At 71.0% G+C, this 23,666-nt stretch carries 22 protein-coding genes; 18 read left to right on the top strand and 4 right to left on the bottom strand.

The annotated features are described in order from the left end of the window. The first annotated feature begins 19 nt into the window (after window positions 1-19). Together AACH11_RS10690 and AACH11_RS10695 are read left to right on the top strand one after the other, a co-directional pair. Window positions 20-1,903, top strand: a complete 1,884-nt coding sequence (locus AACH11_RS10690; RefSeq protein WP_341374208.1) for a potassium transporter Kup — start codon at window positions 20-22, stop codon at window positions 1,901-1,903. A gap of 27 nt (window positions 1,904-1,930) precedes the next feature. Further along, complete coding sequence (locus AACH11_RS10695; protein ID WP_341374209.1) at window positions 1,931-3,346, top strand: hypothetical protein; 1,416 nt, start codon at window positions 1,931-1,933, stop codon at window positions 3,344-3,346. Here the strand turns inward: AACH11_RS10695 and AACH11_RS10700 are convergent, their stop codons facing one another. Beyond that, the gene (locus AACH11_RS10700) at window positions 3,347-4,018 is read right to left on the bottom strand and encodes a hypothetical protein (protein ID WP_341374210.1); all 672 of its coding nucleotides are present in this window, start codon (window positions 4,016-4,018) and stop codon (window positions 3,347-3,349) included. Between the two features lie 228 nt (window positions 4,019-4,246). Between AACH11_RS10700 and AACH11_RS10705 the strand changes: the two genes are divergently transcribed. Genes AACH11_RS10705 through AACH11_RS10720 form a run of 4 tightly spaced genes read left to right on the top strand, consistent with a single transcriptional unit; the run spans window position 4,247 to window position 9,566 of the window. Next, a complete protein-coding gene (locus tag AACH11_RS10705; RefSeq protein ID WP_341374211.1) occupies window positions 4,247-5,416 on the top strand; it encodes a hypothetical protein in 1,170 nt (389 codons plus the stop codon). Next, entirely contained in the window at window positions 5,413-6,573 is a 1,161-nt protein-coding gene (locus AACH11_RS10710; RefSeq protein ID WP_341374212.1) for a hypothetical protein, read from the top strand. The genes AACH11_RS10705 and AACH11_RS10710 overlap by 4 nt, the downstream gene beginning before the upstream one ends. Window positions 6,574-6,620: 47 nt before the next feature. Continuing rightward, on the top strand, window positions 6,621-7,580 hold the full coding sequence (gshB, locus tag AACH11_RS10715) for a glutathione synthase (RefSeq protein WP_341374213.1): 960 nt from the start codon (window positions 6,621-6,623) through the stop codon (window positions 7,578-7,580). A gap of 27 nt (window positions 7,581-7,607) precedes the next feature. Next, on the top strand, window positions 7,608-9,566 hold the full coding sequence (locus AACH11_RS10720; protein WP_341374214.1) for an ATP-binding cassette domain-containing protein: 1,959 nt from the start codon (window positions 7,608-7,610) through the stop codon (window positions 9,564-9,566). A gap of 73 nt (window positions 9,567-9,639) precedes the next feature. Here the strand turns inward: AACH11_RS10720 and AACH11_RS10725 are convergent, their stop codons facing one another. Further along, on the bottom strand, window positions 9,640-10,425 hold the full coding sequence (locus AACH11_RS10725) for a hypothetical protein (protein ID WP_341374215.1): 786 nt from the start codon (window positions 10,423-10,425) through the stop codon (window positions 9,640-9,642). A 33-nt stretch (window positions 10,426-10,458) separates the two neighbouring features. Next, window positions 10,459-11,904, bottom strand: coding sequence for an aminotransferase-like domain-containing protein (locus AACH11_RS10730; RefSeq protein WP_341374216.1), 1,446 nt, complete (start codon window positions 11,902-11,904; stop codon window positions 10,459-10,461). 150 nt (window positions 11,905-12,054) lie between these two features. Here AACH11_RS10730 and AACH11_RS10735 point away from each other — a divergent pair, with 150 nt between their 5' ends. Next, entirely contained in the window at window positions 12,055-13,287 is a 1,233-nt protein-coding gene (locus tag AACH11_RS10735) for an aminotransferase-like domain-containing protein (protein ID WP_341374217.1), read from the top strand. Window positions 13,288-13,320: 33 nt separating this feature from the next. Here AACH11_RS10735 and AACH11_RS10740 read toward each other — a convergent pair whose 3' ends face one another. Further along, entirely contained in the window at window positions 13,321-13,797 is a 477-nt protein-coding gene (locus AACH11_RS10740; protein WP_341374218.1) for a c-type cytochrome, read from the bottom strand. 248 nt (window positions 13,798-14,045) lie between these two features. Here AACH11_RS10740 and AACH11_RS10745 point away from each other — a divergent pair, with 248 nt between their 5' ends. From AACH11_RS10745 to atpD, 11 genes are all read left to right on the top strand, one after another. After that, complete coding sequence (locus AACH11_RS10745) at window positions 14,046-14,750, top strand: cytochrome b/b6 domain-containing protein (RefSeq protein WP_341374219.1); 705 nt, start codon at window positions 14,046-14,048, stop codon at window positions 14,748-14,750. A gap of 139 nt (window positions 14,751-14,889) precedes the next feature. Further along, complete coding sequence (locus tag AACH11_RS10750; RefSeq protein WP_341374220.1) at window positions 14,890-15,396, top strand: GNAT family N-acetyltransferase; 507 nt, start codon at window positions 14,890-14,892, stop codon at window positions 15,394-15,396. A gap of 190 nt (window positions 15,397-15,586) precedes the next feature. Beyond that, the gene (locus AACH11_RS10755) at window positions 15,587-16,504 is read left to right on the top strand and encodes an SMP-30/gluconolactonase/LRE family protein (RefSeq protein WP_341374221.1); all 918 of its coding nucleotides are present in this window, start codon (window positions 15,587-15,589) and stop codon (window positions 16,502-16,504) included. Between the two features lie 232 nt (window positions 16,505-16,736). Next, window positions 16,737-17,231 carry an ATP synthase subunit I gene (locus AACH11_RS10760; RefSeq protein ID WP_341374222.1) on the top strand — a complete coding sequence of 165 codons (495 nt, stop codon included), beginning with the start codon at window positions 16,737-16,739 and terminating at the stop codon, window positions 17,229-17,231. A 27-nt stretch (window positions 17,232-17,258) separates the two neighbouring features. Continuing rightward, the gene (gene atpB, locus AACH11_RS10765; protein ID WP_341374223.1) at window positions 17,259-18,140 is read left to right on the top strand and encodes a F0F1 ATP synthase subunit A; all 882 of its coding nucleotides are present in this window, start codon (window positions 17,259-17,261) and stop codon (window positions 18,138-18,140) included. A 66-nt stretch (window positions 18,141-18,206) separates the two neighbouring features. Beyond that, a complete protein-coding gene (gene atpE, locus AACH11_RS10770) occupies window positions 18,207-18,458 on the top strand; it encodes a F0F1 ATP synthase subunit C (RefSeq protein WP_341374224.1) in 252 nt (83 codons plus the stop codon). A 37-nt stretch (window positions 18,459-18,495) separates the two neighbouring features. Next, window positions 18,496-18,966, top strand: a complete 471-nt coding sequence (locus tag AACH11_RS10775) for a F0F1 ATP synthase subunit B (RefSeq protein WP_341374225.1) — start codon at window positions 18,496-18,498, stop codon at window positions 18,964-18,966. A gap of 2 nt (window positions 18,967-18,968) precedes the next feature. Continuing rightward, window positions 18,969-19,502, top strand: a complete 534-nt coding sequence (locus AACH11_RS10780) for a F0F1 ATP synthase subunit delta (protein WP_341374226.1) — start codon at window positions 18,969-18,971, stop codon at window positions 19,500-19,502. 148 nt (window positions 19,503-19,650) lie between these two features. Next, window positions 19,651-21,204, top strand: coding sequence for a F0F1 ATP synthase subunit alpha (atpA, locus tag AACH11_RS10785; RefSeq protein WP_341374227.1), 1,554 nt, complete (start codon window positions 19,651-19,653; stop codon window positions 21,202-21,204). Between the two features lie 112 nt (window positions 21,205-21,316). Then, complete coding sequence (gene atpG, locus AACH11_RS10790) at window positions 21,317-22,201, top strand: F0F1 ATP synthase subunit gamma (RefSeq protein WP_341374228.1); 885 nt, start codon at window positions 21,317-21,319, stop codon at window positions 22,199-22,201. A 42-nt stretch (window positions 22,202-22,243) separates the two neighbouring features. Then, window positions 22,244-23,650, top strand: a complete 1,407-nt coding sequence (atpD, locus tag AACH11_RS10795; protein ID WP_341374229.1) for a F0F1 ATP synthase subunit beta — start codon at window positions 22,244-22,246, stop codon at window positions 23,648-23,650. Window positions 23,651-23,666: the final 16 nt, after the last annotated feature.

Consider the following 23,666-nt stretch of genomic DNA (forward strand, 5'->3'; position numbering starts at 1 on the left):
GCGTCCGGCGCCTGCTGCAGTGAGCACGGCACACGCCCCCCAGGATTCTCGCGCCCTCGCGGCGCTGACGCTCGGCGCCCTCGGCGTCGTCTACGGCGACATCGGCACCAGCCCGCTGTACGCGCTCAAGGAGGTCTTCCATGCCGGCCATGTGCCGGCCACGCCCGAGAACATCCTGGGCGTGCTGTCGCTGATCTTCTGGACGATGACCGTCATCGTCTCGTTGAAGTACGTGCTGCTGATCCTGCGCGCCGACAACAACGGCGAGGGCGGCCTGATCGCGATGCTGGCGCTGGCCACCACCGCCGTGAAGGACCGTCCGGCCTTGCGCCAGACGCTGATGACGGCCGGCCTGTTCGGCACCGCCATCTTCTACGGCGATGGCGTCATCACGCCGGCGGTCTCGGTGCTGTCGGCGGTCGAGGGCCTGGAGGTGGCCGCGCCGGCGCTGCATGCCTGGGTGATCCCGCTGACGCTGGTGGTGATCACCGCGCTGTTCTCGGTGCAGCGCCTGGGCACCGGGGGCATCGGCAAGGCCTTCGGGCCGATCACGCTGGTGTGGTTCATCGTGCTGGTGGCGCTCGGCATCCCGCACATCGCGGCCAACCCCGCGGTGCTGGTGGCGCTCAATCCGCTGTATGCCGCGGGCTTCATCGGCAGCCAGCCGCTGGTGGCCTTCATCGCGCTCGGCGCGGTGGTGCTGTGCGTGACCGGCGGCGAGGCGCTCTACGCCGACATGGGCCATTTCGGCAAGAAGCCGATCCGCATCGCCTGGTACGGCTTCGTGATGCCGGCGCTGGTCGTCAACTACTTCGGCCAGGGCGCGCTGCTGCTGCGCCAGCCCGAGGCGGTGGAGAACCCGCTGTTCCTGATGGCGCCCGAGTGGTTCCGCCTGCCGCTGGTCTTCCTGGCCACGGCGGCCACGGTGATCGCCTCGCAGGCCCTGATCTCGGCCGCCTTCTCGGTGACCAAGCAGGCCATCCAGCTCGGCATCCTGCCGCGGATGCTGATCAAGCACACCTCGGTCAAGGACACGGGACAGATCTACGTGCCCTTCGTCAACTGGGGGCTGTGGGTGTTCATCGTGCTGGCCGTCGGTCTGTTCAAGAGCTCATCGAGCCTGGCCGCCGCCTACGGCATCGCGGTGACGCTGGACATGACGATCACCACCGTCATGACCTTCTACGTCATCCGTTATGGCTGGAAGTACCCGCTGCCGTTGTGCCTGGCGGCCACCGGATTCTTCTTCGTCATCGACATCACCTTCTTCGCCAGCAACATGCTCAAGCTGGTGGCCGGCGGCTGGTTCCCGCTGGTCATCGGCATCGGCATGTTCACGCTGATGACGACCTGGGTCGCGGGCCGCAAGCTGATGAGTGCGCGTCTGCGCGACGAGGCGATCGAGCTCCGGGGCTTCCTGGATGCGGTGTTCATCAGTCCGCCGACGCGGGTCGAGGGCACGGCGGTGTTCCTGTCGGCCGACACCGGCCTGACGCCGAACGCGCTGATGCACAACCTCAAGCACAACAAGGTGCTGCATGCGTACAACCTGTTCGTCACGGTGCGGCACCACGAGGTGCCGTGGATCGGCTTCGACAAGCGCATCGAGCTGGAGTCGCTGGGCCACGACTGCTGGCAGGTGGTGCTGCACTTCGGCTTCAAGAACGATCCGGACGTGCCCGAGGCGCTGAAGCTGCTCGAAGGCCGCGGCATCCCGCTCGACGAGATGGACACCAGCTACTTCCTGAGCCGCGACATCGTGATCCCGACCTTCGGTGGCGGCATGGCGATGTGGCGCGAGAAGCTGTTCGCCAGCATGCACCGCAACGCGGCGGCGGCAGCGGACTTCCTGAACCTGCCGTCCAACCGCATCGTCGAGCTGGGCGCCAAGGTCGAGATCTGAGCGCGACCCCGGCGGGGGTGAGTTCCGATGAGCCTGAGCGTCCGTCTCGTCCTGCTGTGCCTGCTGGGCCTGCCCTGGGTGACGCTGCTGGTGGCCGGTACCCGGCAGAGCCGGCGCTCGGCAGGCCTGTGGCTCGTGGCGGGCCTGGGCTCGGCGGCCGTGGCGGCGCTGCTGCTGGTGCCCTGGGTGTCCGCTCCGGGCTGGACGATGGCCGTGCTGGCCGTGCTGCTGACCGGTCTGCCGCTGGTCCGGGCCTGGGCGCTGGCTGAATCGCTGCCCAAGCGCCCGCCGCACCGTCCGATGGTGCTGTTGCTGCTGCTGGCCGCACCGCTCCAGGTGCTGGGCCGGACCTTGGCCTCGGCGGCCGGGCTGACCGGTGCGTGGGCACTGATCGGGCTGGCCGGGCCCGCCGTGGCGGCGGTCGGGGTCTGCGCCCGGATCGCGCTGTCCGGGCCGTCCGGTGGTCCGCGGCCGGCGGCGCTGCTGCTGGTGTGCGCCAGCGGCCTGGAACTGGTGGCGGTCCTGGCGGCATGTGCCGGATGGCCCGCGCCTGCGGGATCGGGTATGCCGGCCGCCCCGGTCGCGGACGCCGGTGTCCTCGCGGCGGGTCTGCTGGCGGTGGCCGTGCTGGTGCAGCTGGCCCATCTCGGCCTGCTGCTGGATCAGTGGCAGGTGGTCGAGCAGGTGGCCCGCGAGCGCTGGGCCGTCGAGGCCGAGCGGCGGGAGATGGCGGCCCGCGACACCCACGTCTGGCGCCGCAGTCTGGCCGAGCGGGAGGCCGTCCGCCAGCGCGACGCCTGGAGCCAGTTGCGCCAGCAGGTCCTCGACGGGCTGGACCAGGCCGTGCGACAGCCCTTGCGCAGCCTGTCCGAGCAGTTGTCGGGGGCGGATGGTGCGGCCGCGCCGGATCCGGCCGGCGCCGCGTCGCCACCCTGGGCCGAGTCCGCCCACGCGCTCGTCGAGGCGCTCGACGCGTGGTTCGCGCTGGCCGAGCTGCAGGAGGCCCCGGCATCGACCGTCGCCGCCGGGCCGGTGCCACAGCCCCTCGATTTCCTGCTGGGCCTGGCGCTGCAGGATCTGGCGCCGGAGGTCCGGTCGCGGGTGCGTCTGGCGCCGGTGCCCGAGGGGGTGCAGGTGGCCATCGAGCCCAATCTGTTCCGGCTGGGGCTGCGGCATCTGCTGCGCCAGGTCTGGCGCGGTTGCGGACGGATGGCCACGTTGAACCTGAGTGTCGAGCTGGACGCCACGCGCGACTGGGTCGGCCTGTGCGTGTCCTGGCCGGGCGAGTCGGTGACGGAGCCGGGTCGGGTGCAGCCGTCGGCGCAGGACCTGGATGTCGTCGCCCGCATCTGTGCGGTGCAGGGGGGCTGGCTGGCGCGCGATGACGGGCAGCCGGCCCGCTGGTGGCTGCCGGTGGCCGGCGGCGGCGGCGTGCCGGGCTGATCAGTCGGGCCGGACCTCGATCGCGATGTCGAGGGCCCAGCGGCCCGGTGGCGCCTGGCGCAGCGCGCGCAGGCCCAGGCTCTCGCGCTCGATGCGCCGCTGCAGGCGGTAGAGCGCCGCGTGGCGCTCCGGTGTCTCGATGCCGGGGTCGACCGGCTGGCCGGAGGCCGCGATCAGGGCCTGCAGCAGCGCGAGCTCCGGTGGCGCCAGCGCGATCAGCGTGCGGCGGGGGCTGACGAGGATCGCCGACGCGGTCAGCAGCAGCCAGGCGGACGTCGCGCTGCGGTCCGGGCGGCCCGGATCGCCATCCTCCCGGGCGCGACAGGCCTGTGCCAGCGCCAGCCGCACCTGTTCTGCCGTGACGGGGCGCACCAGGTGCAGGGCGGCGCCGGCCGCGACGGCCTGTCCCAGCTGCGCGGCCGGGCAGGGGCCGGAGACCACCAGCACGGGCGCGCTGGCCAACCGCCGCATGCCCTGGAGCCAGGGCCGGGCCTCGGCCGGCGAGCCCGCCAGCCACAGCAGATGGGCATGCGTGGTGATCGCCGCCGCCGGCCCGACCGGCCCGGCGGGCGACCAGGGGCGCGGGGCGGGATCCAGGGTGATGCCCAGGCGGGCCAGGGCCTGCACGAGGTCGCGGGGCGGCGCGTGCATCGCCGCGGCATGCAGGGTCATGTGCCGGGGCGGGGCGCTGGGGAGGGACGCTCCGGGGTCGCCGGTCACGGGGGGCGGGGAAGGGCTCACGGGACGGACCTGCGGGGGGCCACGGACGGGACACGATTCTGGCCCGTCCACGCCCGCTCGCCGTCGTCGCCGGTGGCCGCCCGGTCGAGGGGCGGCCACCGGCGGTGGCTCATCGGACAATCCAGTGCCGGCCGCAGGGCCGCAGAAGATCCCTTGCCCATGGATGAATTGAAGCTGCACTACGTGCTGGGTCACGACGTGCGCCAGGATCTCGGTCTGGCCCTGTCGCTGCTGGCGCCCGCCTGGTGGCTGGCCGCACGCAACTTCGCCCATGCCCGTGAGGCCATCCGCTGGCTGGCCGGATTCAACCTGTTCAGCAGTGCCGCGCTGGTGGGCGTGGGGTTTCTGCCAACGGTAGAAGTCAGGGGCTGGCACGTGGTGGTCCATCTGCTGCAGCTGGCAGCCTGGATCGCCTTGTGGCGTACCGGCGCCTGTCTGACCCGGGCCCGCGACGCGGGGTGGCTGCAGGCGCTGATGGCCGGTCTCGCGGCGGCGGTCCTGCTGTCGGCGTCGTCGAGGGGGGTCACGGTCGACATCCTGCTGGCCCTGGCCTGTGCGGCGCAGGCGCTGGTGCTGGCTTGCGGCAGCGTGCAGGTCATCCGCCAGCTGCTGCGGCTGGGGCAGCGGCGCCACGCCGTCCTGATCGGGCTGGGCGCCGGCATGATGGCCATGCTGCTGACCGTGCGCGCCTACGGCGCCTGGACCATCGGTGGCGATGTCGACCGGGTCTATCTGGTGTCGCTGTGGCTGGGCTACGCCGCCTTGCCGACCGCCCTGGCGGTCAACATGACGCTGGCCTGTCACATGTTCGGGGATCTGGTGCGTGCCATCGACCGCCTGTCCCGGCCCGTGGCGGCGCCCGAGACGCCGGTCCTCGGTCTCGTCGAGCACGTGCTGGTCAGCGAGATGGCCGCCCTGCGGGCGGGTGGACGGGCGCTGGTGGTGGCGGCGCTGGTCGCCGACGATGCCGCGGTGGGGGGCGTGCTGGGCGGGGCGCCCGGCGGGGGCCCTCCGGCCGCCGGCCAGCGTGCCCGGCAGGACGCGGAGCTGGAGCGCCTGCTGCGGCGTGAGCTCGGGGCGGCCGATCTGCTGGGGCGCACCGACGACGGGCTCTTCCTGATGGCCCTGCCACAGACCGATGCCCCGCGGGCCCGTGCGCTGCTCGACGAGCTGCGCCGCGCTGCGCTGTCGGCGGTGCAGCCCGCCCGTGGTGCGGTGTCCATCGGCGTGGGCCAGGTGGTGGTGCTGCCGGACGATGACCTGGCCACGGCGGTGCGCGTCGTGCGTGCCCGCTGCCGGGCCGACCGCATGGCCGGGCTCATGGCATGAGTGACCGGCTGCTGCGCTGGCACGACTTCGGCGGGCCGGTCTGGTTGCATCTGGGCCTGATCCTGCTGCTGCTCGGCGTCGGCTGGTGGATCGCCGCAGGCCTGTCGCGCGCCTGGCGGCGGCCCTTGCGGCTGGTGGCCGGCTTCAGCCTGCTCGAAGGTGTGGGGCTGCTGTTGGTCAGCGTCGGCGCGGCCACGGTGGCGGTGTGGCCGATGGTGCTCGGCCATGCGCTGGTGGTGCCGGCCTACGTGGTGCTGTGGCGGGCCTGCTGCGTGCTGATCGGTTCGCCGCAGAAGTCGGTCGAGCAGGCCTTGAACCTCGGGCTGGGGCTGTGCGGTGTGCTCTGGCTGGGACTGGTCGGCGACAGCATGCCGGCGGCGCGTGCCCTGTCCTGGCTGTGCAATGTCCATGTGGCGCTGCGAGGGGCCTGGCAGGTGGGGGAGCATCTGCAGCGCCACGGCCAGCAGCGGCTGGGATGGGCGTCCAAGACGGTGGGCGTGCTGACGGGGCTGCCGCTGGCCCTGGGCGGCTTCCATGATCTGGCGATGGCCCTGGCCGGCAACCCGTCGGGGCCTCCGCTGAGCCGGGAGCAGGGCAGCGCCATGATCGGCCACCTGACGACCCTGTCCGCCATGGCGATGAACATCCTCATCGTCCACCACGTCTTTGGTCGCCTGTTGAAGGCGCAGGAGCAGCTGCGTCAGGCCGATGCCGCGCCCCTGCTGCATGGCCGGGACACGGTGGTCCACCTGCTGCAGGAGGTGGTCGGCCGGCGCACGCCGCATCGCGCGGCGGTCGTGGCCTTGACCCTCCGGGAGCACGACGGTCGAGCCCCGGACTGGGGGCCGGTGGTGACGCAGGCCGTGCAGGCGGAGCTGGCCTTGCTGCTGCGCCTGCAGCTGCTGCCCGGCGAGTTGCTGGCCCACGGTGAGGCTGAGGTGCTGCTGCTCGGCCTGCCCGATGCCAGCGAGGTCCAGGCCGAGGAGCGGCTGCAGCGCCTGCGCCAGGTGGTGGCCGCCGACGTCTCGCTGGATCCCTACGGGCGTGGCCCGCTGGTCCTGGGCACCGGGCTGGCCGTTCTCGGCGCCGGCGACGCGGTGGCCGCGCGCGTGGCACAGGTGATCGCGCACTGCCGGGCGCCGCACGGAGGGATGTGACACACTGGCCCGCCCCAGACCCCGCCCGATTGCCGGAGATCCCCCCGATGAAGCTGCTGTTCGTCGCCGACCCGCTGGAGTCCTTCAAGACCTACAAGGACACCACCTACGCGATGATGCGCGAGGCCGCCCGGCGCGGTCACACGCTGATGGCCTGCCGGCCCGAGGACATCCGCTGGCAGCGCGGCGAGCGCGTGACCGCCTTCGTGCGCGACATCACGCTGACCGACGATCCGCAGGACTGGTTCGTCGCCGCCCAGCAGGCCCCTGACGAGCGACCTCAGGTGCTGGCCGAGGTCGACGCGGTGCTGATGCGCAAGGACCCGCCCTTCGACAGCGAGTACTTCTATGCCACGCATCTGCTCGGTCAGGCCGAGCGCGAGGGTGCGCGCGTGTTCAACCGGCCGGCGGCGCTGCGTGACCATCCCGAGAAGCTCGCGATCCTGGAGTTTCCGCAGTTCATCGCGCCGACGCTGGTCACCCGCGATGCCGCTGACATCCGGCGTTTCCATGCCGAGCACGGCGACATCATCCTCAAGCCGCTCGACGGCATGGGCGGCATGGGCATCTTCCGGGTCGGTGCCGATGGCCTGAACCTGGGCGCCATCATCGAGACCCTCAACCGGGAGGGGGCGCAGACGGTGATGGTGCAGAAGTACCTGCCGGCCATCGTGCACGGCGACAAGCGCGTGCTGGTCATCGGCGGCGAGCCGGTGCCCTACAGCCTGGCGCGCATCCCGCAGGGCGGTGAGGTGCGCGGCAACCTGGCTGCCGGCGGCAAGGGAGTGGCTCAGCCGCTGAGCGAGCGCGATCTCGAGATCGCCCGCGCGCTGGGCCCGGTGCTGGCCGCGCGCGGCCTGCTGCTGGTCGGCCTCGACATCATCGGCGACTGCCTGACCGAGATCAACGTCACCAGCCCGACCTGCTTCCAGGAGATCGCCCAGCAGACCGGCTGCGACGTCGCCGCGCGCTACCTGGATGCGCTGGAGCGGGCCCTGGCCGGCTGAAGTCCGCCGGGCGGCGACAATCCGCCCATGGCCATCCTGTCCCTTTCCAACGCCCACCTGGCCTTCGGCCACGTGGCCCTGCTCGACGCCGCCAGTTTCTCCCTGGAGACCGGTGAACGCCTGGGCCTGATCGGCCGCAACGGCACCGGCAAGTCCTCGCTGCTGAAGATCCTGGCCGGGCTCGAGAAGCTCGACGACGGCCTGCTGCAGCAGACCCAGGGCCTGCGCACCTGCTACGTCGCCCAGGAGCCCGAGTTCGGCGCCGGCCAGAGCGTGTTCGACGCCGTCTCCGAGGGCGTGGCCGAGGCGCGTGCCGTGCGCGATGCCTACGAGGCCCATGCCGAGGGCGCCGATCTGGATGCGCTGCAGAGCCGCATCGAGGCGCTGGACGCCTGGACCTGGGAGCAGCGCGTGACCACCACGCTGGCCCGCCTGGGCCTGGACGGTGGCCGGGCGGTCGAGCAGCTCTCGGGCGGCCTGAGGAAGCGCGTCGCGCTGGCCCGCGCGCTGGTGGCCGTGCCCGACGTGCTGCTGCTCGACGAGCCGACCAACCACCTGGATCTGGATGCCATCGCCTGGCTGGAGGAGCTGCTGCGGACCTTCAGCGGCAGCGTGGTGCTGATCACCCACGACCGCGCCTTCCTCGACAACGTCAGCACCCGCATCGTCGAGCTCGACCGCGGCCAGATCCGCAGCTATCCGGGCAACTTCAGCGCCTACGAGCGCATGAAGGAGGAGCAGCTGGCGGCCGAGGCGCTGGCCAATGCCCGCGCCGACAAGCTGCTGGCGCAGGAGGAGGTCTGGATCCGCAAGGGCGTGGAGGCCCGGCGCACGCGCAGCGTGGCCCGCATCGCCCGGCTGGAGCAGCTGCGCACGCAGCGCGTGGCGCGGCGCGACGTGGTCGGCCGCGTGCGGCTGGAGATCGACACCGGCTCGCGCAGCGGCAAGGTGGTGGCCGAGCTCGACGGCGTGTCGATGCGCTTCGCCGGGGCCGCCCATGGCGGTGGCGACAAGGTCATCGTGCGCGACTTCAACGCCACCATCCTGCGCGGCGACAAGATCGGCCTCGTCGGCCCCAACGGCGCGGGCAAGACCACGCTGCTCAAGCTCATCCTCGGCCAGCTCGAACCGACCGCCGGCACGGTCAAGCTGGGCACCCAGCTGCAGGTGGCCTACTTCGACCAGATGCGCGCCGGCCTGAACCTGGACGCCACGCTGGCCGACACCATCAGCCCGGGCAGCGAGTGGATCGAGATCAACGGCGCGCGCAAGCACGTGATGGGCTATCTGCAGGACTTCCTGTTCGCGCCCGAGCGGGCCCATTCGCCGGTGCGCACCCTGTCGGGTGGCGAGCGCAACCGCCTGCTGCTGGCGCGTCTGTTCGCGCTGCCGGCCAATGTGCTGGTGCTCGACGAGCCGACCAACGACCTCGACATCGACACGCTGGAGCTGCTGGAGGACCTGCTGGCGGCCTACACCGGCACGGTGTTCCTGGTCAGCCACGACCGGCGCTTCCTCGACAACGTGGTGACCAGCCTGATCTGCTGGGAGGGCGATCTGGGCGTCGACGGTCAGCCGCTGGACTCGGGCAGCCCGCACAGCGGCCTGTGGCGCGAGTACGAGGGCGGCATCGAGGACTGGCGCGTCCAGCGCACGCGCATGCTGGCCGCCCGCGCGGCCGGTGCCGTGGCGACGAAGCCGGCCGCCGGGGCGGCGGTGCCTGCCGCGCCCGTGGCCACGCCCGCGGCGGCACCGGCCGCCGCCAAGCGCAAGCTCAGCTACAAGGAGCAGCGCGAGCTCGACGAGCTGCCCCGGCGCATCGAGGCGCTGGAGGCCGAGCAGAAGGCGATCGACGCCCAGCTGGCCGATCCCGACATCTATGTCCGCGATCCGGCCGGCGCGGCGCAGCGCCATGCCCGCCATGCGGCGATCGATGATGCGGTGCTGGTCGCCATGGAGCGGCTGGAGGCGCTGGGCGGGCTGTGAGCCGACGGCCCGGCCGGTGTGGCCGGGCCTGTTCCTGGCCTGACCGGGCGCAGCGGTGGCGGCTGACGCGCCGTCAGGCCACGCTGTCCTCGTCGGCTTCCGGTTCGCGGTTCCAGAGGTCGCCGGCCGCCGCCGGATGCGCGCGGCTGACGATCAGGCCGGACTGCAGGTACAGCGCATTGAGCAGCCGGGTGGCCCGGTCGCGGCCGATGCCGTACCACTCGGCGATCTCGCGCAGGTTGTAGCTGCGGCGGCGCAGGCGGTCGATGCAGCGGCTCATGGCCGCGGGGATCGGCAGCCGTTGCAGGTTCAGGCCCGGCGCGACGCGATAGGCGGCCTGGCCGGCGAGTTCGGGCAGCAGCGTGCCGCGGGCGCCGTACAGCGCCACCGCCCACAGCAGCGGCGCCAGCGGCGTGTAGTAGGTCGGATTGCCGACCCGCGCCAGCTCGGGGCTGCCCGGCGTGCGCAACGCGGCCGGGGCGACCTGCAGCACGCGCAGGGTGCTCAGGTCGCCGGTCATCAGCTCGATCATGGGCAGCGGGCAGTGCACCAGCCCGTCGAGCGGGAAGATGCTGAGCGTGACCACCGTCTGCGGGCTGACCGCGACCCGGATCGCGACCGCCTGCGTGTGGCGCAGGCAGGCGGCCAGCACCTCGATCAGCTCGTGGGCGTCGCTGGCGCGCTCGAAGCGCAGCAGGTCCTTCATCAGCGAGTCGCTGAGCTCGTTGAGGTGGGTGCCGGTGTCCAGCCGCCCCTGGCCGAGCGTGGGCAGCATGCCGGTCAGGCTGGCCGGCAGCGACGGCGGGGGCTCGGACGGCGCGCCCAGGGGCTGGGTGCTGGGAAAGGCAGTGGCGGACATGTCCCCCGATCGTACGCGCGTCGTCGCCATTCGTCAGGCGCGCGCCCGGGCCAGCGCGTCACGCGTCTGCCGGAAGGCGCGCCAGAACGCCTCGTCCTGGGCGCAGGCGTGATTGATGCGCATGGCCTGGCGGCCGCCGCCGGGTCGGGTGTGGAACAGGCTGCCGGGTGCGGTCAGCCAGCCCTGCGCGGCCAGCCGGGCGGCCAGGGTGTCGGCGTCGACGCCGATGTCCAGCCAGCCGAACAGGCCTTGTGGCGGCGTCAGCGGCCGGCAGCCGGCGGCCTCGGCCAGGCGCACCGCCTGTCGCCGGGCACCGTCCAGGCGCTGCACCACGCGTTCGGCATGGCGGCGCAGCAGGCCCTGTTCCAGGCAGCCGGCGACGGCCCGCTCCAGCAGCGCGGGCGTGGTCAGGGCTGACAGCAGCTTGGTGTCGATCAGCCGCTCGGCCAGCTCCGGCGCCGCCGCCAGGTGGCCGACGCGCCAGTTCGGCGCCAGGATCTTGGAGAAGCCCGAGACGTAGACCGTGCGCCGCAGGCCGTCGAGCGCGCTCAGCCGGGGCGCATGTGGCGGTGCCAGCCAGGTGTAGGTGTCGTCCTCGACCACCAGCAGGTCATGGGCCTCGGCCAGCTGCAGGATCTGGTGCGCGGTGCCCAGCGTCAGCGTGTGGCCGGTCGGGTTGTGCAGCACGGCGGTGGTCACGTACAGCCGCGGCGCGTGCTCGGCGGCCAGGCGGGCCATCACGGCCAGATCGGGGCCGTCGACGCCGCGCGGCACCGGCAGCAGCCGCATGCCCATGCGGCTCAGGCGGGCGAACTCCACCGCCCAGCCCGGCTCGTCGATCAGCACCGCGTCGCCCGGCCGCAGCACGGTGCGGGCGACCAGATCGAGCGCATGGGTGGCGCCCAGCGTGGTCACGACCTGGGCCGGCGTGCAGGCGATGCCGAGCTCGCCGCCCAGGCGTCGCACCAGCGCGTCGCGCAGGCCGGGATCGCCGGCCGGATCCCCGTAGTGCAGCGCGTCGGCGCCCTGGGCGGCGGCGCGGCGCAGCGCGCGGTCGAGCAGGGCGCGGTCCAGCCAGGGCTCGGGCAGGGTGCCGAGGCCGGGGCCGCTGACCCGGCTGCCGTCGGCGCGGGTCTGGAACATGCCGCGGATCAGGGCCGTGGCGTCGACCGGCGCGGCCAGCGTGGCGGGGACCGCCGCCGCAGTGGCCGGCGCCTGGGCCGCGCCGGTGGCCGCGCGCACGAAGAAGCCGCGCTGGCGGCGCGCCTCGACCAGGCCCTGGGCCTGCAGCAGATCGTAGGCGGCGACCACCGTGGCCGGGCTGACCGCATGGCGGCGCGCGCTGTCGCGCACCGAGGGCAGGCGCATGCCGGGCGTCAGCGCGCCGCGCCGGATGCGCTCGGCGTACAGCGTGGCCAGCTGCGCGTGCAGCGTCGCGGCGGTGGTGCCACGGTCGAGCGTGTCGGAGGGCGGAAGCATCGGGCGGGCGGTGGACTGTGATGGTGCAGATACCGACACAGTAGCTGAATGTGTGGTGATGACTGTATTGAATCTGTATTGGTCGTCAAGCCTAGACTGAGCGTCATCCGATGCCCGCCCCAGGCGGTGACGCCGGCTCAGGAGAACCCGATGACCCCGCCCTGGACGCTGGCGCGCCGCGCCGCCCGCCTCAATCCTTCCGTGATCCGCGACCTGCTCAAGTGCAGCGAGCGCCCGGAGATCCTGTCGCTGGCCGGCGGCCTGCCGGCGCCCGAGACCTTCGCCGTCGAGCCGATGCGTGCGGCCTTCGACCACGTGCTGCGCGAGGCGCCGCTGGCGGCGCTGCAGTACGCCGCCAGCGAGGGCCACGGCCCCTTGCGCGAGCAGGTGGCCGCCGCGCTGCGTGGCCGCGGCATCGCCGAGGCCTGTGCGTCGCGGGTGCTGATCACCACCGGCTCGCAGCAGGGGCTGGATCTGGTGGCGCGGGTGCTGCTGGATCCGGGCAGCACGCTGGCCGTCGAGACGCCGACCTACCTCGGCGCGCTGCAGGCCTTCAGCCCCTGCGAGCCGCGGTTCGTCGGCCTGGCCAGCGATGGGCAGGGCGCACGGCCGCAGGCCCTCGACGCCCTGGCCGCGGCCACGCCCGATCTGCGCGCGGCCTATCTGCAGCCCAACTTCCAGAACCCGAGCGGCCGGCTGATGACGGCCGAGCGCCGTGCCGCGATCGTGGCGGTGGCGCAGGCACGCGGCGTGCCGCTGATCGAGGACGATCCCTACGGCGAGCTGTGGTTCGACGCACCGCCGCCGGCGCCGCTGGCCGCGCTGTGGCCCGCGGGCACGCTGCTGCTGGGCAGCTTCAGCAAGGTGCTGGCGCCGGGGCTGCGTCTGGGCTGGCTGCTGGCGCCGGCGCCGCTGTACCCCAAGCTGCTGCAGGCCAAGCAGGCGGCCGATCTGCACAGCCCGGGGCTGAACCAGCGGGTGGTCAGCGCGCTGCTCGACGACGGCCTGCTCGAACGCCATCTGCCGGCGGTGCGCGAGCGCTACCGCGGCCAGGCCGAGGCGATGGATGCCGCCCTGCGCCGCCACCTGCCGCCGGGCACCGACTGGCAGCGTCCGGCCGGCGGCATGTTCTTCTGGCTGCGCCTGCCCGCAGGGCTGGATGCCGCGGCCCTGCTGCCGTCGGCGCTGGCGGCCGGCGTGGCCTATGTGCCGGGCAGCGCCTTCCATGCCGACGGCAGCGGCGCGGCCACGCTGCGCCTGAGCTTCGTCACGCTCTCGCCCGAGCGCATCGCCGAGGCGGTGGCGCGCCTGGGGGCGGTGCTGATGGCCGCGATGACCGCGATGGCCGCGTCACCGACCGCGTCGCCGGCCGCCGTGTCCTGAGGCCCGCGCGCCTGAGGGCGCCGGGCCGGCCATTCACTGGCTGTACTTCTCGGCGCGGAAGTCGTCGTGGCAGGCCTTGCAGCTCTGGCCGACGGCGCCCATCGCGGCCTTCAGCGCGTCCAGGCTGCCGGTCTTGGCCGCGGCGTCGAGCTTGGCCACCGCGTCGACCATGCGGTCGTTGGCCGCCTTGAACTTCGGCGCTTCCTTCCAGATCTCGGGCTTGGCACGGTTCGGCGCGCCCTTGTCGCTGCCCTCGACGAAGGCGGTGGCCGGCAGCCGCGACAGCGTCTGCACGATGTCGGCATGCTCGGCCGCGGCCTTGGCGTCGAACGGCGCCTTGCCCTGGGCCATCGCGCCCAGACGGCCGACATGAGCGGCCATCACGGTGAAGGCGCCCTGGCGGTACTTGATCGCGTCCTCGGGCTTCTGGAACTGGGCCGAGGCGGGTGCGGACATCAGCAGCGTGGCGGACAGCGCGGCCAGCAGCGGCAGCAGGCGGGAGCAGGGCATGGGAATCCTCCGGCGGGTAGGAGCGACGGCAGTCGCGACGAGGGGGCCGGGCCGCGCCGCCGGGGCGGCGTCCGGCACAGGCGGCCCGAGTGTAGGCAGCGCCGGCCCTTCGCGGTGTGACCCGGGTCTCACTCGCCGCGGGCCTCCACCTGTGGCCTGCGCCAGGCCTCCCGCCGCGACCGGCCGCGCGCCTGATCCGCTATCGTCGAGACCGTCGCGTCGGCGCTGGCGCGAGAGGAGTCCATCCGATGTCACCGTCGTCCGCCCGTCCTGCTTCGCCCCCGGCCCCGGCCGTGGCGGTCCGCGTCTGGGATCTGCCCACCCGGCTGTTCCATCTGCTGCTGCTGTCGGGTGTCGTGGCGCTGGTGGTCAGCGGTCAGATCGGCGGCGACCTCATCGTCTGGCACATGCGGCTGGGCCTGGCCGTCGGGGCCTTGCTGCTGTTCCGCCTGGTCTGGGGTGTGGTCGGCGGGCGCTGGTCGCGCTGGTCGCGGATCGTGCGCGGTCCGCTGACGGTCTGGCGCTACCTGCGTGGCCGCACCCGGCCCGAGGACGGGCTGGAGATCGGCCACAACCCGCTGGGCGGCGGGTCGGTGCTGGCGATGATGGCCGTGCTGCTGGCCCAGGTCGGCAGCGGGCTGGTGGCCGACGACGAGATCGCCACCACCGGCCCCCTGTACCGTTTCGTCAGCGGCGACACCGCGCTGGCGGCCACCGCCTGGCACACCGGTGACGGCAAGCGCCTGCTGCTGGGCCTGATCGCGCTGCACGTGCTGGCCGTGCTCGCCCATCAGCTGCGTGGCCACGCGCTGATCGGCCCGATGCTCAGCGGCGACCGGTGGCTGCCGCCGGGCACGCCCGGCTCGGCCGACGGTGCGGCCGAGCGCCTGCGCGCGCTGGTGCTGGCGGCTGTCTGCGGCCTGGCCGCCTGGTGGGTCGGGCGGCTCGGATGAGCCGGCGGTCGGCCCGGCGGCGGCGATGCCGTCCGTGGCGGCGTGAACCCCTGCTTGCCCACGCCGCGCCGGCCCCGCTAGACTGGCCCGCCTTGCCGCGACCGCACCGAGCGCCCCTGATGACCGCCGCCTCCCGCCGATGAACGGCCCCGTCCATCGCGCCCCCGAGATCCGCCTGATCGAGCCTGCCGACGCCGCCGGCTACGACGCCGCCCGGCAGATCTTCCGCGACTACGCGCAGGCCCTCGGCATCGACCTGTGCTTCCAGAACTTCGAGGCCGAGCTGGCCGGCCTGCCGGGCGACTACGCGCCGCCGCAGGGCCTGCTGCTGTTGGCCGAGGTCGACGGCCGCATCGCCGGCTGCGGCGCCTTCCGCCCGCTGGCCGACGTCGACTACGCGAACGCCTGCGAGATGAAGCGGCTGTACGTGCGGCCGCCGTGGCGCCGCCTCGGCCTGGGGCGGCTGATCGCCCAGGCGCTGATCGACCGGGCGCTGCAGGCCGGCTACTCGGCCATGCTGCTGGACACGCTCGACGACATGGAGTCCGCGCGCGAGCTCTACAGCACGCTCGGTTTCGTCGAGGTGCCGCCCTACTACTACAACCCGATCCCGGGCGCCCACTACCTGAAGGTCGACCTCGGCTGAGCGCCGCGGTGCCGGGGCGGACGCGTCGGCCGTGAGCCGTGAGCCGTGAGCCGTGAGCCGGGCGGGGTCATCCCGCCGGTACCCCGCTGGTAACCCGCGACCGCGGGCCATCGGCTACCCTCGTGGCCCCGGTGGCGTGCCGGACGCCATCGCCGTCGCGCCGGCCGCCCGCCCGATGACTGCGCCCGCCATGACCGAGCTGAACCTCTCCGCCCTGATTCCCGAGGCCTTGCCGCTGCCGCCCGCGCTGCTGGGCGAGTCGCCCCTGTGGCATCCGGTCGAGCAGTGCCTGTACTTCGTCGACATTCCCGGCAAGGCCCTGCACCGCTGCGATGCCGACGGCGGCGACCACCGGCGCTGGTACTTCGACAGCGAGCCGGCCTGTTGCGCGCCGCGGGTCGGGGGCGGGCTGTTGCTGGCCATGCGTGACGGTCTCTGGCAGTTCGATCCGGAGAGCGGCCGCCGCAGCCGCCTGGCCGAGCCGCCCTACGACCCGGCCGGGCAGCGCTACAACGACGGCAAGGTCGATCCGCAGGGCCGCTTCTGGTGCGGCACGATCGACGACGCGCGCCGGCCGCAGGCCGCGCTGTTCCGCCATGACGCCCGCGGCACCGTGCGCATGGCCGAGGGCATCACCACGTCCAACGGCCTGGCCTTCAGCCCCGACGGCCGCACGCTCTACCGCTCGGACACCAAGGCCCACCAGGTGCTGGCCCATGATTTCGACGGTCAGGACGGCAGCCTGTCGCGCCAGCGTCTGTTCGCGCAATGGGCGCCGCGCGCCGACGGCCAGTCGCTCGACGACTACGGCGGCCGGCCCGATGGCGCGGCCGTCGATGCCCGGGGTCGCTACTGGGTGGCGATGTTCGAGGGCGGTCACATCGCCTGCCTGACGCCCGAAGGACGCGTGCTCGGCACGCTGCGGCTGCCGGTGCGTTGCCCGACGATGTGCACCTTCGGCGGACAGGACCTGCGCACGCTCTACATCACCACCGCGCGCCACGGCCGGCCGGCCGACGAGCTCGCCGCGCAGCCGCTCGCCGGCTGCCTGTTGCGCGTGCGGCTGCCCGAGCCGGGCCTGCCCGCGCACTGCGTGCTGCCGACCTGAGGCGGCGCGCCGCGCACGGCGCGCGGATCTGCCATGCGTCCGGCGGGGCTGTCAGATGTCCGTCAGTGAGTCACGGCAGCGCACGGGGCGCTGCCGTGAGGCGCACGCTCGCGTGTCGAGCGATGCGGCGTCGGCTGTCCACCCATCTCCAAGCCGGGTGTCGGAATAGCTCGACTCAAACGGGTTTTTACGTATACTCCCGCGGTTTGCCGCAACCAAGAGGATTGCACAGATGAGCGACGGACCCACACCTGCGTCGGGTTCGGGCGATGTCTGGGGTGATCCATCAGATGGGGCGGCCAGCCCGAGCTTCAAGCCGCTGAGTCGAGAAGACGCAGCACGTTTGAGGGCCCAGCATCCGCCGGTTACACCCGCGCGGATCGTCGCCTTGCAGGCGGTGGTGGGCGTGACCGTGGCCTTGATCGGCTGGTGGGTCACCGGACGGAGCGAGATCGGTGGTTCGCTGCTGTATGGAGCGGCCGCGATCGTCCTTCCCGGCGCCTTGATGGCCTGGGGCGTCGGGCGGTCTTCGCCGCAGGGCGGGGCCGGCGCTTCGGCCGTCAGCTTCCTGTCGTGGGAGACGGTCAAGATCGGTGGTTCGGTCGCGCTGCTCGCCCTGGCGCCGCAGATCGTGTCCGGTCTCTCGTGGCTGGCCCTCATCGTCGCGATGGTGGCGTGCACGAAGGTTTACTGGTTGGCGCTCGCGTGGCGTCGCCGCGCGCATTGAGTTCTAGACGTTACGGAAAACATCGACATGTCAGCAGAAGGACAGGCTGCGCACCACGGCCCCAACGCCGGTGAGTACATCCAGCATCACCTGCAGCACCTGCAGAAGAACTTCGATTTCGAGAGCGTCAAGCAGACCTCGATCATCGATTTCTCGATCTTCAACCTCGACTCGGTGGTCTTCTCCGTGGTCCTGGGCGCCCTCGGCTGCTTCCTGTTGTGGAACGCCGCACGCAAGGCCACGGCCGGCGTGCCGGGCCGCTTCCAGGCGGCCGTCGAGATCCTCTCCGAACTGGTCGAGAACCAGGCCAAGGGCGTGATCCACAACGCCAAGAGCCGCAAGCTGGTCTCTCCGCTGGCCCTCACCGTGTTCGTCTGGATCTTCCTGATGAACGCGATGGACATGCTGCCGGTTGACCTGATTCCGCAGATCTGGCATTCGGCCGGTCCGGCGCTGGGCTTCAAGGACTACATGCGTGTCGTGCCCTCGGCCGACCTGTCGACGACCCTCGGTCTGTCGACCAGCGTGCTGCTCGTCTGCGTCTTCTACAACATCAAGATCAAGGGCCTGGGCGGCTGGGGCCACGAGCTCATCTCCGCCCCGTTCGGCGCGCACCCGCTGCTGTGGCCGTTCAATTTCCTGATGCAAATGATCGAGTTCGTCGCCAAGACCGTGTCTCACGGCATGCGGCTGTTCGGCAACATGTTCGCCGGCGAACTCGTCTTCATGCTGATCGCGCTGATGGGCGGTGCGTTCACGCTGTCGGGCACCGGCATCGGGCTGGCCATCGGCCATCTCGTCGCCGGCACCGTGTGGACGCTGTTCCACATCCTGGTGATCACGCTGCAGGCCTTCATCTTCATGATGCTGACGCTGATCTATGTCGGCCAGGCGCACGACGCGCACTGACCGTCACCGGTTTCTCTCTCTCCGTTTCTTCCCTCCAACTCCACACCTCATCTCACAGGAGCAATCATGGAAAATGTTCTGGGTCTCGTCGCGCTGGCTTGCGGTCTGATCGTCGGTCTGGGTGCCATCGGCGCATCGATCGGCATTGCCCTGATGGGTGGCAAGTTCCTCGAGTCGTCGGCTCGTCAGCCTGAGCTGATGAACGAGCTGCAGACCAAGATGTTCATTCTGGCCGGTCTGATCGACGCCGCGTTCCTGATCGGCGTCGCCATCGCGCTGCTGTTCGCGTTCGCCAACCCGTTCCAGCTGGCCGCCTGATCGCGCTCACCCTTCCCCCAACGGAAAGGATCGAGCGATGAACATCAACGCAACCCTGTTCCTGCAGGCGATCGTCTTCGCGATCCTGGTCTGGTTCACGATGCGTTTCGTCTGGCCTCCGATCACGAAGGCCCTGGACGAACGCGCCGCCAAGATCTCCGAAGGCCTGGCCGCAGCCGACCGCGCCAAGAGCGAGCTGGCGCAGGCCAACCGCAAGGTGGAAGAGCAGCTGGCCTCCACGCGTGACGAGGCGACCCGCCGTCTGGCGGACGCCGAGCGTCTGGCGCAGAGCCTGGTCGAGGATGCCCGTGGCAAGGCCAGTGCCGAAGCCGCGAAGATCCTGGCCCAGGCCGAGTCCGACGCCCAGCAGGCACTGACCAAGGCCCGCGACACGCTGCGCGACCAGGTCGCTGCACTGGCCGTCAAGGGCGCCGAGCAGATCCTGCAACGCGAGGTCAACCCGGCCGTCCACGCGGACCTGCTGAACCGCCTGAAGGCCGAGCTCTGATCATGGCCGAGCTCGCAACCATCGCCCGCCCGTACGCCGAAGCGCTGTTCAAGTCCGCGCCGGCGAGCGAGGCGCAGTCGATCGCCACCCAGCTCGGCGAGCTCGCCCAGGTGGCCGCGGACCCGCAGCTGCGGGCCTTCGCGGCCGACCCGCGCACCCGCGCCGAGCAGGTCGTCGAGGTCATCGGCACCGCCGTGCGCACGGCCCTCGGCAACCGGACCCGCAATCTGCTGGGCCTGTTGCTCGAGAACGGTCGCCTCGAGGCGCTGCCCGAGATCTCCTCGCAGTTCCGTGCCCTGGTCAACGCCCAGAACGGCAGTGCCGACGCCCTGATCCAGAGCGCCTTCCCGATCGAGCCGGCCCAGCTGGACGAGATCGTGGGTGCCCTGGCGCGGCGCTTCGGTCGCCAGCTCAAGGCCACCGTGGAAATCGCCCCCGAGCTGATCGGTGGTGTCCGCGTGGTCGTCGGCGACGAGGTTCTGGACACCTCGGTCAAGGCCCGGCTGCAACAGATGAAGGTCGCCCTGACGGCCTGACGCGCCACGAGTACCGCGCCGCCCTTTCAGGCCGTTGCCTGCTGCCTGCCTCGCGCGGCAGCGGCCTGCGACCCATCAGTCGGACAGCGGGAACGCGTCATGCCCGTCATGCCCGGTCATGCCGGGGACGGACAACTTGGAGAATGCAATGCAACTGAATCCCGCTGAGATTTCCGAACTGATCAAGAGCCGCATCGAGGGTCTTGGCGCTTCGGCTGACATCAAGAACCAGGGCACCGTCGTGTCCGTCACCGACGGCATCGTGCGCGTGCACGGCCTGTCCGACGTGATGGCCGGTGAGATGCTGGAATTCCCGGCCACCGCCGCTGGCGTGGCCACCTACGGCCTGGCCCTGAACCTCGAGCGCGACTCCGTCGGCGCCGTGATTCTGGGTGAGTACGAGCACATCGCCGAAGGCGACACCGTCAAGTGCACGGGCCGCATCCTGGAAGTGCCGGTCGGCCCCGAGCTGATCGGCCGCGTCGTCAACGCGCTGGGCCAGCCGATCGACGGCAAGGGTCCGATCAACGCCAAGATGACGGACGTGATCGAGAAGGTCGCGCCGGGCGTGATCGCACGGAAGTCGGTGGACCAGCCCGTCCAGACCGGCCTGAAGTGCATCGACTCGATGGTTCCGATCGGCCGTGGCCAGCGCGAGCTGATCATCGGCGACCGCCAGACCGGCAAGACCGCGGTGGCGATCGACACGATCATCAACCAGAAGGGTCAGAACATGACCTGCGTCTACGTCGCCATCGGCCAGAAGGCGTCGTCGATCAAGAACGTGGTCCGCTCCCTGGAAGCGCACGGCGCGATGGACTACACCATCGTCGTCGCGGCCACCGCCTCCGAGTCGTCGGCCATGCAGTACGTCTCGGCGTACTCCGGCTGCACGATGGGCGAGTACTTCCGCGACCGCGGCCAGGACGCCCTGATCATCTATGACGACCTGTCCAAGCAGGCCGTCGCCTACCGCCAGGTCTCGCTGCTGCTGCGCCGCCCGCCGGGCCGCGAAGCCTTCCCTGGCGACGTGTTCTATCTCCACAGCCGTCTGCTGGAGCGTGCCGCCCGCGTCAACGCCGACTACGTCGAAGCCTTCACCAAGGGTGACGTCAAGGGCAAGACCGGCTCGCTGACCGCGCTGCCGGTCATCGAGACGCAGGCCGGTGACGTGTCGGCCTTCGTGCCGACCAACGTGATCTCGATCACCGACGGTCAGATCTTCCTGGAAACCAACCTGTTCAACAGCGGCATCCGTCCGGCGATCAACGCCGGTATCTCGGTGTCGCGTGTCGGCGGTGCGGCCCAGACCAAGCTGATCAAGTCGCTGTCGGGCGGTATCCGTACCGACCTGGCGCAGTACCGTGAACTGGCCGCCTTCGCGCAGTTCGCCTCCGATCTGGACGACAGCACCCGCCGTCAGCTGGACCGTGGCGCCCGCGTGACCGAGCTGCTCAAGCAGGCCCAGTACCAGCCGCTGCCGATCAGCCTGATGGCTGCCTCGCTGTACGCGGTGAACAAGGGCTACATGGACAGCGTCGAGGTCAAGAAGGTCCTGGCCTTCGAACACGGCCTGCACCAGCACCTGCGTTCGAGCCATGCCGCCCTGCTGGCCAAGCTCGAGAACGACAAGGCCATGGACAAGGGTGCCGAGGAAGAGCTGAACAACGCGATCACCGCGTTCAAGAAGTCCTTCGCCTGATCATGAACGCCGCCCGTGGCGCCCATGGCGCTGCCCCCCAGCGGGGACGTCTGACGCGGCCCGGCCGAGCCGGCGCCGCGCCGGGCGGCGGGTCCGATACAAGGAGCAAGTAATGGCAGTCGGAAAGGAAATCCGGGGCAAGATCAAATCCTTCGAGAACACGAAGAAGATCACCAAGGCCATGGAAATGGTCTCGGCCTCGAAGATGCGCAAGGCGCAGGACCGCATGCGTGCGGCCCGTCCTTATGCGGACAAGATCCGCAACATCACCGCCAACCTGTCCCAGGCCAATCCGGAGTACCAGTCGCCCTACATGAAGGACGACGGGGCTTCGAAGGTCACCGGGTTCATCGTCGTGACGACCGACAAGGGTCTGTGCGGCGGCCTGAACACGAACGTGCTGCGTGCGGTCACGAACCAGCTGCGTGACCTGCAGGATGCCGGTGGCAAGGCCCAGGTCGTGGCCATCGGCAACAAGGGTTTCGGCTTCCTCAACCGGGTCGGCGCCGAGGTGGTCAGTCACGTGACCCAGCTCGGCGACGCGCCGGTGCTGGAGCGTCTGATCGGCCCGGTCAAGGTCATGCTGGATGCCTTCGTCGAAGGCAAGGTCGACAAGGTCTACCTCTGCTACACCCGCTTCATCAACACGATGAAGCAGGAGCCGGTCGTCGAGCAGCTGCTGCCGCTGTCGGCCGAGCGCCTGGAGCAGACCGCCGCCGAGAAGGCCGCCTATGGCTGGGACTACATCTACGAGCCCAGCGCCGCAGCCGTCATCGACGACCTGATCACGCGCTACATCGAGGCGCTGGTCTTCCAGGCCGTGGCCGAGAACATGGCATCCGAGCAGTCGGCCCGGATGGTGGCGATGAAGGCCGCGACCGAGAACGCCGGCAACCTGATCGCCGAACTGAAGCTGGTCTACAACAAGACCCGCCAGGCGGCCATCACGACCGAGCTGTCCGAGATCGTCAGCGGCGCCGCCGCGATCAGCGGCTGATCGCAGCCGCCACGCAACGCATACTGTTTGAAGGAATCTGAAATGTCGCAAGCACAAGGCAAGATCGTCCAGTGCATCGGCGCCGTGGTGGACGTGGAGTTCCCGCGCGACCAGATGCCCAAGGTCTACGACGCCCTGAAGCTCGAAGGTTCGGCGCTGACGCTGGAAGTGCAGCAGCAGCTGGGTGACGGCGTGGTGCGTACCATCGCCCTGGGCTCGTCCGACGGCCTGCGCCGTGGTCTGGTCGTCAGCAACACCGGCAAGGCCATCACCGTGCCGGTGGGCAAGGCCACGCTGGGCCGCATCATGGACGTGCTGGGCAACCCGATCGACGAGCGCGGTCCGGTCAGCATGGAGCTGTCGGCCTCGATCCACCGCAAGGCCCCGTCGTACGACGAGCTGAGCCCGTCGCAGGACCTGCTCGAAACCGGCATCAAGGTGATCGACCTGATCTGCCCGTTCGCCAAGGGCGGCAAGGTGGGTCTGTTCGGTGGCGCCGGCGTCGGCAAGACCGTGAACATGATGGAGCTCATCAACAACATCGCCAAGGCCCACAGCGGTCTGTCGGTGTTCGCGGGTGTGGGCGAGCGGACCCGTGAGGGCAACGACTTCTATCACGAGATGGCCGATTCGGGCGTCGTGAACCTGGAGAACCTGGGCGAGTCCAAGGTCGCCATGGTCTACGGCCAGATGAACGAGCCCCCGGGCAACCGTCTGCGCGTGGCCCTGACCGGCCTGACCATCGCCGAGTCGTTCCGCGACGAAGGCAAGGACGTGCTGTTCTTCGTGGACAACATCTACCGCTACACGCTGGCCGGTACCGAAGTGTCCGCGCTGCTGGGCCGCATGCCTTCCGCCGTGGGCTACCAGCCGACGCTGGCCGAGGAAATGGGCCGTCTGCAGGAGCGGATCACGTCGACCAAGGTCGGCTCGATCACCTCGATCCAGGCCGTGTACGTGCCGGCGGATGACCTGACCGACCCGTCGCCTGCCACGACCTTCGCCCACCTGGACGCCACCGTGGTGCTGTCGCGTGACATCGCCTCGCTGGGCATCTACCCGGCCGTCGATCCGCTGGACTCGACCAGCCGCCAGGTCGATCCCAACGTCGTCGGTGAGGAGCACTACGCCACCACCCGCGCCGTCCAGGGCACGCTGCAGCGCTACAAGGAACTGCGCGACATCATCGCCATCCTGGGCATGGACGAGCTGTCGCCGGAAGACAAGCTGGCCGTGGCCCGCGCCCGGAAGATCCAGCGCTTCCTGTCGCAGCCCTTCCACGTCGCGGAAGTGTTCACCGGCTCGCCGGGCAAGTACGTGCCGCTGAAGGAAACCATCCGTGGTTTCAAGATGATCGTCGCCGGCGAGTGCGATCACCTGCCGGAGCAGGCCTTCTACATGGTCGGCACCATCGACGAGGCTTTCGAGAAGGCCAAGAAGATGCAGTGAGCGGCGCAATGAGCGG

Origin of the sequence: Pseudaquabacterium rugosum (assembly GCF_038066575.1) — a bacterium.
In the GTDB taxonomy this organism is placed as follows: domain Bacteria; phylum Pseudomonadota; class Gammaproteobacteria; order Burkholderiales; family Burkholderiaceae_C; genus Pseudaquabacterium; species Pseudaquabacterium rugosum.